Here is a 12,236-nt window from a genome sequence, read left to right on the forward strand (position 1 = left end):
GCCCGCCCCTCACACCCAGCCCGCGCGCCGCGCGCCCGCCCCCCCCCCCCCGCCCCCCCCCCCCCCCCCCGCGGGCCCCCCCCCCCCCCCCGGCGCTCGGGCCGGGGGTGTGTCAGGCGTACTGGGCGACGAGGCCGCGCGGCCGGATGTCGGTCCAGTGGGTGGTGATGTACTCCAGGGCCTCGGTGCGGTTTCCGCTGCCCCAGACGCTGGTCCAGCCCGCGGGGATCTCCGCGAAGTCGGGCCAGAGGGAGTGCTGGCCCTCGTCGTTCACGACGACGTGGAAGGTGCCCTCGGCGTTGTCGAACGGGTTGACGGACTCACTCATGACTGGCTCCTCGTTTCCTTCTTCTGGAGCGCGGAGAGTTTCTCCGCGACTATTCTTCCGATGTTTTCGAGAGGTTCCGGTTCGGCCATGTGGAGATGGCCGCATTCGAGGGTGTGATTGTCGACGACTCCCTCGGTGAAGGGAATCCAGGTGGCGGCGAGAGCACCTTCCGGTTCCCCCGGCCGGCGGGCTGTGAAGAACAGCGTGTCGGTGTCGGCGACGCCCGGCACGTGCCGGGCCATGAGGGCCGCGTGGGTCTCGGAGGCGTGGAGCACCGCCCGGAGTTCGGCGTCGGAGAACCCGGCGAGGACGGGGTCCGCGCGGCGGATGTCCTCCATCGCCCCGGGATCCGCGGGGGCGGCCGGGTCACCGTCGCCGGTCCACGCGGCGAGGTCCACGGCGTCCGCCGGGGCGGCCGTCCCGGTCCGCTCCTCGGGCGGGAGGACGGAGACGCTGCCGGGTCCGGTCTGGTGGACGTCCATCAGGGCGAGCAGTTCGACCCGCTCCCCCGCCTCGCGAAGCCGTACCGCCATCGTGTGGGCGACGAGGCCGCCGTACGACCAGCCGAGGAGCCGGTACGGGCCCCAGGGCTGGACCTGCCGGATCTGCTCCAGGTAGTCGTCGGCCATCTCCTCGACGCTGCGCGGCCGGTGGCCGGGCTCGCTCAGCGCGCGGGCCTGGAGGGCGTACAGCGGCTGGTCGTCGCCCAGGTGGGCGGCGAGGCCGGCGTACGCCCAGCCGACACCGGTGCCGGGGTGGACGCAGAACAGCGGGCGGCGGGTGCCGCGGGTGCTCAGCGGGAGGAGGACGCCCAGCGCGGCGGCCGTGCCGTCGTCGTCGGGCGAGCCGAGCAGCCCGGCCGGGGTGGGCAGACGGAACAGGTCGCGGACGGTGCGCTCGATGCCGAGGACCCCGCGGACGCGGTTGACCAGGCGGACGCCGAGCAGCGAGTGGCCGCCGAGGGCGAAGAAGTTGTCGTCGATGCCGACCCGGGGCACGTCGAGGATCTCGGCGAACAGCGCGCACAGCACCTCCTCGCGGGCGTTGCGCGGCTGCCGGCCGCCCTCCGCGGCGGCGGGGCGGTGCGGGGCGGGGAGCGCCGCGCGGTCGGGCTTCCCGTTGACGGTGAGCGGCAGGGCGTCGAGGACGACGACGGCGGACGGCACGAGGTGCTCGGGGAGCGTGGTCCGCGTGCCGGCGAGCAGTTCGGCCTCGGTGACCGTGCCGCCCGCGCGGGGGACGACGTAGCCGACGAGGGTCTTGTCGCCCGGCCGGTCCTCGCGGACCACGACCAGGGCCTGGCCGACCGAGGGGTGTGCGGCGAGGGCCCGTTCGACCTCGCCGGGCTCGATCCGTACCCCGCGCAGCTTGATCTGGCCGTCCGCCCTTCCGAGGAAACGGAGTTCGCCGGCGGCGGTCCACAGCACGCGGTCGCCCGTGCGGTACATGCGGCTGCCGTCGCCCTCGAACGGGTCGGGGACGAACCGCTCGGCGGTCAGCCCGGCCCGGCCGACGTACCCGCGCGCCACGTGGGACCCCGCGATGTAGAGCTCGCCGGGCACACCCGGCGGGACGGGCCGCAGCGCCTCGTCGAGGACGTGGCTGCGGGTGTTGTCCATCGGCCGTCCGAGGTGGAGACCGGCGCCCCGCAGGGCTCGTTCACCGGTGCCGAACCACTGGTTGTGGGAGGCGAAGGTGGTCTCGGTGGGGCCGTAGGAGTGGACGAGGACGGTGTCCGGGCAGTGGGTGAGGACCCGCTGGACGGCCGCCGGGCTCGCGACGTCGCCGCCGGTCCACACCTCGCGGAGCAGACGCAGGGTGTCCAGGCCCTCGTCGGCCATCACGTGGAAGAGGCCGACGGTGAAGTAGGCGCTGGTGACGCCGTGTTCGCGGACCGCGCGGGCGGTCTCGGCGAGGTCCGTGCCGTCGCCTCGGGTGAGGACGAGGGTGCCGCCGTTCAGGAGCGGCACCCAGATCTCGAAGACGGACGCGTCGAACCCGGTCGCCGAGTGGACGAGCATCCGGCGCGGTCCGCCGGAGCGCACGTCGCGGTCGGCCGCCAGCTCCAGCACGTTGCGGTGGGTGACGCCGACGCCCTTCGGCCGGCCCGTCGACCCGGACGTGAACATCACGTACATCAGGTCGTCCCCGGTGGCGCCGGGGTCCTCGCCGAGCGGCTCCCCGGTGCCGGGCGCGTCCACGTCCAGGACCGTGGGGACGGTGCTCGCGGTACGCGCCGCGTGCTCGGCGTCGGTCGCCACGAGGCGCACGCCCGCGTCCTCCAGCATCAGGCGGAGTCTGGCCTCCGGCAGGCGCGGGTCCAGGGGCAGGTAGGCGGCGCCGCACGCGAGGACGGCGAGGGCCGTCACGACGAGCGGCACACCGCGTTCGAGGAGGACGCCGACCGTGTCGCCGCGCCGCACCCCGGCGCCGCGGAGGCGGGCGGCCAGCGCCGAGGCGCGGGCGTCCAGCGAGGCGTAGTCGACGGTCTCCCCGTCGGCGATCAGCGCGGGTGCCCCGGGGGTTCGCACGGCGCGGCGGGCGATCAGCTCGTGGACCGTGCGCGGGGCGGCGGGGATCACGGTGGCGGTGGCGGTGGCGGTGTCGTTGTAGTCGGTGACCAGTCGGAACCGGTCGGCGGCGGTGAGCAGTCCGACGTCCCCGATCCGTACGCCGGGGTCGGTGGCCGCGGCCCGCAGGGTCTCCTCCAGGTGGGCCGCGAGCAGGGCGGCCGTCGGCGCGTCGAACAGGTCCGTGGCGTACTCCAGGCCGCCGGCCAGGCCCGCGGGCCGTCCCTCCGCGTCCCGCCGGTCGTCCAGGGCGAAGGTCAGGTCGAACTTGGTCGAGACCGTGTCGAGGAGCCCCGGTCCGCCCTCCTGGAAGAGGCTCTTCGCGGCGGACGCGCCGGGGGCGTCGCTCGTGTAGTCGTGGTGGAGCTGGACGACGATCTGGGTGAGCGGGTGGTGGGCGGTGGTGCGGGCCGGGTTGAGGTGTTCGACGACCCGGTCGAAGGGCAGCTCTTGGTGCCCGTAGGCGGCGAGGTCGGTCCGCCGGACCCGTTCGAGGAGTTCGGTGAAGGTGGGGTCGCCGGAGGTGTCGGTGCGCAGCACCAGGGTGTTGACGAAGAAGCCGACCAGGTCGCCGAGCGACTCGTCGTCGCGTCCGGCGGTCATGGTGGCGAGCGGCAGGTCGGTGCCCGCGCCGTGCCGGGTGAGGACGGCGGCCAGGGCGGCCTGCAGGACCATGAAGAGGGTGGCTCCGCCGCGCCGGGCGACGGCTTCGAGTGCCTCGTGGGTGGCGGCGTCGAGGGTGACGGGCGCCCGTCCGCCGCGGTGGGTGGCCTCCGCGGGGCGGGGGCGGGCGGAGGGCAGTTCGAGGACGGCGGGGGCGCCGGCGAGGGTCCGCTCCCAGAAGTCCAGGTGGGCCGCGGCGGCCGGACCGTCGATCAGGTCGCGCTGCCAGAGGGTGTAGTCGGCGTACTGGACGGGCAGCGGCCGCCAGCTGGGGTCACGGCCGTCGACGCGGGCCCGGTAGGCGGTCCCGAAGTCGGCGAGGAGCGGGCCGGTGGACCAGCCGTCGGCGGCGATGTGGTGCACGAGCAGGACCAGGACCTGTCCGCCGCCGTCGGCGGGGGTGACGAGCGTGGCGCGCAGGGGCGTCTCCTCGGCCAGGTCGAAGACGTGGCCGGCGGCGTCGGCGACGGCGGCCTGGAGCCCGTCGGAGGGGACGGAGCGCACGTCGAGCGGGGGACGGACGGCCGCCAGGATCTCCTGGTGGGGTTCGCCGTCGACGGTCCGGTAGCGGGTGCGGAGCACCTCGTGCCGGTCGGAGAGGTCGGTGAGGGCCTCGGCGAGGGCGCCGGCGTCGAGGGGTTCCGCCGGCCTGAGGACGAGAGGGATGTTGTAGGAGGCGCTCGGGCCTTCGAGGGTGTCGATGAACCACAGCCTGCGCTGGGCGTACGACAGGGGGACGCGTGCGGACCGGTCGGTGCGCGGCACCGGACGGGGGCGGGCGGGCTCCGGCGCGGCGTGCTCGGCGTCGGTCTCCGGGGCGGCGGAGCGGTCGGCGATGCGGCGGGCGAGGGCGTCGGGGGTGGGGGCGAGGAGCAGGTCGCGGACCTGGACGTCGGCGCCGAGACGGGCACGGATCCGGTTGGCGAGGCGGACGCCGCTCATGGAGTGGCCGCCGATGGTGAAGAAGCCCTCGTGCGGGCCGACCTGGTCGAGGCCGAGGACCTCGGCGAACAGTTCCCGCAGGGTGTCGGTGTGCGGGGCGGGCGGCTCGGTGGCGGTCCGCGCGGTGGCTTCGGCGGCGGTGTCGGCGGAGCGCTCGGCGGCGCGGGCGCGCCGTGCGTCGAGGGCCGTGCGGGTGCCGGGATCGACGAGGGCGGTGTCGTGGACCGGCGCCCCGGGGCGGTCGGCGGCGGCGAGCAGGGCGCGCTCCAGCGCGGCGAGCAGGATGCGGGCGGTGTCCTCGTCGAGGACGTCGGACGCGTACTCCAGGCCGAGCCGGAGGCCGGCCGGGGCGCCTTCCGCGTCCCGGAGCTCCTCGAAGGCGGCCGTGAGGTCGAACTTGGTGGTGGCGGGTCCCTCGCCGGCGAAGCGGCCCTCGATGGCGCCGAGGCGGAAGGGTCCGGCGTCGGGGCCCGTGGTCCGCAGGGTCAGCATCACCTGGAACAGCGGGTGGACACCGGGCGTGCGGGGCGGGTTGAGGTGCTCCACCAGGAGGTCGAAGGGGAGCCGCTGGTGGGCGAAGGCGGCGAGGTCGGTGTCCCTGACCCGGTCCAGGAGTCCGGTGAAGGCGGGGTCGCCGGAGGTGTCGGTGGGCAGCACCAGCGTGTTGACGAAGAAGCCGACCAGCTCGTCGAGGGCCTCGTCGTCGCGTCCCGCGACGGGGGTGCCGAGGACGGTGCGCTCCCCCGCGCCGGCCGCCCGCAGGGCGAGTCCGAGCGCGGCCTGCGCCACCATGAGCAGGCTGGCGTCGTGGTCCTCGGCGAGCCGGACGAGCCGTGCGTGGACGTCCGCTCCGAGGGCGGTGGTGACGAGGCCGCCGGTGTGGGCGCGGACGGCGGGCCGGGGCCGGTCCAGGGGCAGGTCGGTCGCGGCGGGCAGTCCGTCCAGGGCCGCGCTCCAGTGGGCGAGGCCCGCGGCGACGACGGACCCGGGGTCGTCGGCGTCGCCGAGGAGATCGTTCTGCCAGAGGGTGTAGTCGGCGTACTGGACGGGCAGCGGCTCCCGTTCGGGGGCGCGGCCCGCGGCGCGCGCGGCGTAGGCGTGGGCCAGGTCGGCCATCAGCGGTTCGAGGGACCAGCCGTCTCCGGCGACGTGGTGGAGCAGCACGGCCAGGGTGGCGCCCGCGCCGTCGTCCGGCAGGAACAGGGCGACGCGCAGGGGGAGTTCACGGGACAGGTCGAAGGTCTCCGCGGCGAACCGGGCGACCCGCTCGGCGCGTTCCCCCGCCGGGCACTCGACGGTGCGCAGACGGATCACGCCGGGGGCGAGGACGTGCTGGTACGGCTCGTCGTCGGGGGCCGGGAACACGGTGCGGAGCACTTCGTGCCGTTCGGCGACGTCGGCCACCGCGGCGGCGAGCGCGGCCCGGTCGGGGGCCGTCTCCAGGTCCAGCACGACCGGCATGTTGTAGGCGGCGGACGGCCCGTCCAGCTGGCCGACCAGCCACAGCCGGCGCTGGGCGTGGGAGAGGGGGACCCGGTCCTCGGCGGCCGGCGGCTCCTCGTGGACGACGGGCAGCCGGGGGTCGGCCGTGCGGAGCGCCTTGCGGTTGATCTTGCCGGAGCTGGTACGGGGCAGGGCGACGACGATCGAGACGGCGGGCACGGCGGCGGCGGGCATGCGTCCACGCACCCGGTCGCGCAGCTCCTCCGCGCCGGTGCCCCCGTCGGTCACCACGAAGGCGACGAGGCGCTTGACGCCGTCGCCGTCCTGCTGGGCGACGACGGCGGCCTCCCGGACGGCCGGATGGCCCGCGAGGACGGAGTCGACGGCGGCCGGGTCGATGCGCTGGCCGCCGATCTTCACCTCGTCGTCGAGCCGGCCATGGTACAGGATCTGGCGGTCCTCGCCGATGGTGACGAGGTCGCCCGTGCGGTAGGCGCGTTCGCCGTCGAGTGCGGTGAAGCGGCGGGCGTTCAGTTCGGGCCGGTGGAGGTAGCCGCGGGTCAGGCCGCCGCCGAGCAGCCACAGTTCGCCGTCGACGACGGCGGCGCGGACGCCGGGCAGCGGCCGCCCGATCGGGATGGGCCCGCCGTCGTGGCGGCTGAGGTCGGCCATGGTGGCCACGACGGTCGTCTCCGTGGGGCCGTAGCCGTTCAGGAGCCGGATCCGGTCGCCGACCAGGCCCCGCCACTGGGCGACCCGCTCGGGGAGGGCGGCCTCGCCGTAGATCATCACGGTGCGCAGGCCCTCGGGGAGGACGGCCGAACCGGTGGTGAGGACGTAGACGAGCTCGTGCCAGTAGGCGGCGGGCAGGTCCAGGTAGGTGACGCCGTGCCGGGCACAGCCGGCGAGGAGTTCGGCCACGTCGAGCATGTCGTCGGTGCGCAGGACGAGGGTGCCGCCGGCGCCCAGGGTCGTGAAGATCTCCTGGATGCTGGCGTCGAAGTGCAGCGGGCTGAACTGGAGGACCGCGTCGTCGGCCCCGATCCCGTACGCGGGGGTCGCACCCGCGATGAAGTGGGCGAGGGAGTCGTGGGCGACGACCACGCCGTTGGGGGTGCCGGTGGACCCGGACGTGTAGATGACGTAGGCCGCGCCCTCTCCGGCGCCCGGGCCGCCGAGCACGAGCTCCCCGTGCCGGGCGACCTCGGCGGGGGTCGGCGCCAGGTCTCCGCAGGCGTCCTTGAGGATCGCCTCGTTGCGGGCGTCGGGCGCCTGGACGTCCAGGGGCAGGTACGCGGCGCCCGTGTCGAGGACGGCGAGGAGACCGACGATCGCGTCGATCCCGCGCGGCCGGTGGAGCGCGACGAGCCGGCCGGGCCCCGCGCCCTGCGCGGTGAGTTCCCGGGCCCGCTCCCGCACGGCGGCGGCGAGCTCCGCGTAGGTCAGACGGGCGTCGGCGTGGACCAGCGCGGGGGCGTCGGGGCGGGTGCGCGTCCGGTGGGCGATCAGGTCGAGCACGGGCGGCGCGGGGGCGGGAGAGGGTCCGCCGTCGAGCAGGTCTTCCGTTCTGCTGGGGGGCATGCTGGGTTCCTCCGGTAAAGGGACGGGAGACCGGGGCGGTTCCTCTCGCCTCCGTGCCCTTCACGCTAGGCGCGCGGCGCGGGGGTCCGGGGCAGTCGACCCGGCAGCTCCCACCGGCAGCCGGGCGCGGGGGCCTGCCGGTCGCGTGCCGCCGTGGCCCCGAGGCCTCGCCGTGCGGTGCCCGTCGGGGCGACCCGCGCCCCCGTGTGGGCCCGCTGCCGCTGCCCGTGTGGGCAGGCGTCCCGCAGGGCGGGACGGGTGGGCACACGGGACGGCGCCCTTTCGCGGCGCCTCCGCGTTCCGCGCCTGGACCCGCACCACGAGGTGCTGCACCTGTCGGTGCGGGTTCAGGCACTACAGCCTCCCGCGCCGGCAGGGGCGCCGTTCCGTTGTGCCCACCCGTTCCGCCCCAGCGGAACGCCTGCCCACAACGGGCGGGGCGCCGCCCCGGGGGAGGGTGGCGCCCACAACGGCGTTGGTCAGGGGATCAGTTGCCCCGGCGGGCGCCCGCCTTCGTGCGGCGGCGGAGGGTCGGGGCGGCGGGGCGCTCGGCGCGCGGTGCGGGGGCGTCGGGCGCGGGCAGGCGCAGGGACAGCGCCGCCGCCGTCGGGTTGCGGAAGACGTCCCGCAGCGTGAGGTCCTGGCCGAACTCGGCGCGGATCCGGTTGAGGAGCCGGACCGCGAGCAGCGAGTGCCCGCCCGACTTGAAGAAGTTGTCGTCGCGGCCGATCGCGCGGCCCCCGAGGACGTCCCGGAAGACCCCGAGGAGGCGTTCCTCCCGGGCGTCCGGGGCCGGAGTGCCCGAGGCCTCGGCCGTGGCCTCGACGGGGGCGTCGCCGCCGGGCAGGGGCAGCCGGTGCACCGGGACGACGCGTGCCGGGGCCAGGTACTCGGGGAGCCGTTCCGCGGCCCAGTCGCGCAGGGCCGCCCCGTCGGCACCGCCGGGCAGGCGCGTGACGTAGGCGTACAGCCGGTCGTCGCGGACGGCGACGGCCGCTCCGGTGACGTCGGGATGCCGCCCGAGGACGTCCTCGACGTGGCCGGGCTCCACCGGGTAGCCGCCGACGGTGAGCGCGGCCACGGGCCGCAGTCGTCCGTCGGACGCGGCGAAGGCCCGGCGGCCGGTGGCGCGCAGGCCGCCGCCGGGCGCCGGCTCGTGGATCTCGCCGGGCACGCGGACCGGCGCGGGGCGCCCCCGCTCGTCGAGGACCACGTCCCGTCCGGCGGGGGCCGCCGGGCCGTACGGCGTGGTGGAGAGCGCGGTGCCGGGGTCGGCGGCGAGCGCGGCGAGCGTCTCGGTCAGCCGCCGGGCCAGGAGGGCGGCGGTGTCCGCGTCGTAGAGCGCGGTGGCGTACTCCAGCGCGCCCCGCAGGCCGGCCGGTGCGCCGTCCGCGTCGACGCGTTCGGTCAGCGCGAAGGTGAGGTCGGACTTGGCGCCCGCCGTGCTGAAGGCCATCTGGTCGCCGTCCAGGACCGACGGGGACGCGCTCGCGCCCGACGCCGCGTGCACCTGGAGCATCACCTGGACGAGGGGGGCGTGGGCGGCGGAGCGGTGCGGGCTGAGGTGCTCGACGAGCCGGTCGAAGGGGAGGTCCTGGTGGCTGTACGCGGCGAGCCCGGACTCGCGGACCCGGCGCACCAGTTCGGTGAAGTCGGGGTCGCCGGAGGTGTCGGTGCGCAGCACCAGGGTGTTGACGAAGAAGCCGACGAGCGGGTGCAGGGCGTCGTCCGCGCGGCCCGCGACGGTGGTGCCGATGGCGAGGTCGGTGCCCGCGCCGTGCCGGGTGAGGAGGGCCGCGAGGGCGGCCTGCACGACCATGAAGAGGGTGGCGCCGCTGCTCCGGGCGACGCGCAGCAGGGCCCGGTGGGTGGCGGCGTCGACGTCGAAGGCGGTGAGGGCGCCGGCGCCGTCGCTCACGGCGGGGCGCGGCCGGTCGGTGGGCAGGGCGAGGAGCGGCGGCAGCCCGTCGAGGGTGGTCCGCCAGTGGTCCAGCTGCTCGCCGGCGACGCCGTGTTCGCCGTCGAGGAGCTGGTGCTGCCAGAGGGTGTAGTCGGTGTACTGGACGGGCAGCGGCTCCCACCCGGGCGCACGGTCCTCGGCGCGGGCGCGGTAGGCGGTGTCCAGGTCGGCGATCAGGCAGCCGGTCGACCAGCCGTCGCCGGCGATGTGGTGGACGAGGAGCACCAGGGTCTGGGCACCGTCGCCGTCCGTGACGAGCCGCGCCCGGAAGGGGATCTCGTCGGCCAGGTCGAAGACGTACCCGGCGGCTTCGTCGACGGCCGCGCGCAGGGCGTCCGGGCCGTCGGCGCGGACCTCTTCGAGGACGGGCGCCGCCCCGGTCAGGACCTGCTGGTACGGCTCGCCGTCCGCGGTCCGGCAGACCGTGCGCAGCACCTCGTGCCGGTCGGCGACGTCCGCCAGGGCGGCGGCCAGGACGGCCGGTTCGAGGGGGTGGCGCAGGCGGGTGACGACGGGGATGTTGTAGGTGGCGCCGGGGCCTTCCAGCCGGTCGAGGAACCAGAGGCGGAGCTGTGCGGCGGACAGGGGGACGCGTGCGGGGCGCTGCGCGTGGGGCACGGGCCGCAGCGGGGGCCTGGCCGGTCCGTCGCTCCGCTCGCCGAGGCGGCGGAGCAGCTGCCGGGGCGTGGGGGCGAGGAAGACGTCACGGATCGCGGCCTGGAGTCCGAGGGCTCCCCGGATGCGGTTGGTGAGCTTCCCTGCGAGCAGGGAGTGCCCGCCGAGCTTGAAGAAGTTGTCGTCCGGGAGCACCTCGTCCCGGTCGAGGACTTCGGCGAACAGGCCGGTCAGGATCTCCTCGCGGGGGTCGGTCACCGCACGCGTCCCCGTTCCCCGGCCGTCGGCCGAGCCGGCGCGCTCGCGCTCGGCGTGGGCCCGGGCCGCGGCGAGGGCGTCGTGTCGTCGGTCGAGTCCCCGGCGCTCCTCGTCGGTGAGCAGGTCGACGACGCTCAGCGGGGTGTCTCCGGCCCGCTCGGCGAAGACCGCCAGGGCGCGGCGGAACAGGGCGAGGAGGAGCCGCGCGGTGTCCTCGTCGTAGAGGTCCGTCGCGTACTGGAGGCCGAGGAGCACTCCGCCGGGTTCGCCGCCGGTGTCGTGGGTCTCGGCGCAGTGGAAGGAGAGGTCGAACTTGGCTCCGGCGAGGTCGGCGCCGTCCGTCGATCCGGTGATGCCGCCGAGCCGGACGGCTTCGTCCTGCGCGGACCGCGCGGTCTGCGCGCTGAGCATCACCTGGAAGAAGGGGTGCCGGCCGAGGGAGCGTTCCGGGTTGAGGTCCTCGACCAGGAGGTCGAACGGCAGGTCGTCGTGGGCGAAGGCCGCCAGGTCCCCGTCCCGGACGCGCCGCACCAGTTCGTCGAGGGTGGGGTCGCCGGACAGGTCGGTGCGCAGGGCCAGGGTGTTCACGAAGAACCCGACGAGGTCGTGCAGGTCCTCCTCGGGCCGGCCGGCCACCGCGGTGCCGACGACGGTGTCCTCCCCCGCGCCCGCCGCCCGCAGGGCGAGGGCCAGGGCGGCCCGCACGACCATGAAGAACGTGACCCGGCCGCTGCGCGCGACAGCGGCCAGCGCCTGGTGGGCGAGGGCGTCGAGCTCGGCCGTCACCACGGCTCCCCGGCCGCTGGGTTCGGTGAGCCGGGGCCGGTCGGCGGGCAGCCGGGTCTCGGCCGGGATGCCGTCCAGGGCCGTGCGCCAGTAGGCGGTCTGGGCCTCGCGGATGCCGTGTTCGCCGTCGAGGAGTTCGCGCTGCCAGAGGGTGTAGTCGGCGTACTGGACGGGCAGCGGCTCCCACTCCGGCGCACGGCCCTCGGCGCGGGCGCGGTAGGCGCGGTCCAGGTCGCCGAGCAGGGAGCCCACCGACCAGCCGTCCGTCGCGATGTGGTGCACCGAGAGGACGAGGACCGCCGTGCCGTCGGCGACCGCGAAGAGCCGCACCCGGAGGGGAAGTTCGCGGGTCACGTCCAGGGGGATCCGGGCGAAGTCGGTCGCCCGTGCCTGTGCCTCGCCGGGCGTGGCACACGCCTCGACCTCGACGCGCACCTCCGCCGCCTCGACGACACGCTGGTGCGGCTCCCCGTCCCGTACGGGGTAGACCGTCCGCAGCGTCTCGTGACGGAGCGTCACATCCCGTACGGCCGCCTCCAGGACGGCCGCGTCGGGCTGGGCCTCCAGGCGGAGCACCATGGGGGCGTTGTAGGCCGCGGAGGCTCCTTCGAGCCGGCCGAGGAACCAGAGCCTGCGCTGGGCGTACGAGAGGGGCAGCGGGTCGGGGCGGTGCGTGCCCGGCACCGGCCGCAGGGCCGGGCGGGGGGGCGCGTCGCTCCGCTCGTCGAGGCGGCGGAGCAGCTGCCGGGGCGTGGGGGCGAGGAAGACGTCACGGATCGCGGCCTGCAGTCCGAGGGCTCCCCGGATGCGGTTGGTGAGCTTCCCGGCGAGCAGGGAGTGCCCGCCGAGCTTGAAGAAGTTGTCGTCGGGGCGTGCGTCGTCCCGGTCCAGGATCTCCGCGAACAGGCCGGTCAGGATCTCCTCGCGGGGGTCGGTCACGGAGCGGGACCCGGCGCGTTCGTCCCGGAGCGCCTCCTCCCGGGCGGCGGTGCGGGTCCGTGCGGCCCCGGCGAGCGCCTCGTGGCGGCGGGGGGGGGCCCCACCCCCCCCGCCCCCGCGGGGGCGGAGCACACCCCCGGGAGGGGCGCGC

General features: G+C 76.1%; 2 protein-coding genes and 1 pseudogene. All 3 read right to left on the bottom strand.

Going from position 1 to position 12,236, the window contains the following annotated elements; genetic code table 11:
* Positions 1-112: 112 nt before the first annotated feature.
* Positions 113-328, bottom strand: coding sequence for an MbtH family protein (locus ACFV2S_RS01210; RefSeq protein WP_385553012.1), 216 nt, complete (start codon positions 326-328; stop codon positions 113-115).
* Positions 325-7,527: an amino acid adenylation domain-containing protein gene (locus ACFV2S_RS01215; protein ID WP_385553016.1), complete on the bottom strand. Its 7,203-nt coding sequence runs from the start codon at positions 7,525-7,527 to the stop codon at positions 325-327. The genes ACFV2S_RS01210 and ACFV2S_RS01215 overlap by 4 nt, the downstream gene beginning before the upstream one ends.
* Before the next feature lie 487 nt (positions 7,528-8,014).
* Positions 8,015-12,082, bottom strand: a pseudogene (locus tag ACFV2S_RS01220) (condensation domain-containing protein); the annotation flags it as partial.
* Positions 12,083-12,236: the final 154 nt, after the last annotated feature.

The sequence above is a fragment of the Streptomyces sp. NPDC059695 genome (assembly GCF_042733785.1).
Taxonomy (GTDB): Bacteria; Actinomycetota; Actinomycetes; order Streptomycetales; family Streptomycetaceae; genus Streptomyces.

Coding starts and splice junctions, on each gene's coding strand:
- ACFV2S_RS01210 (WP_385553012.1), bottom strand. CDS start 328: ATGAGTGAGTCCGTCAACCCGTTCGACAACGCCGAGGGCACCTTCCAC.
- ACFV2S_RS01215 (WP_385553016.1), bottom strand. CDS start 7,527: ATGCCCCCCAGCAGAACGGAAGACCTGCTCGACGGCGGACCCTCTCCC.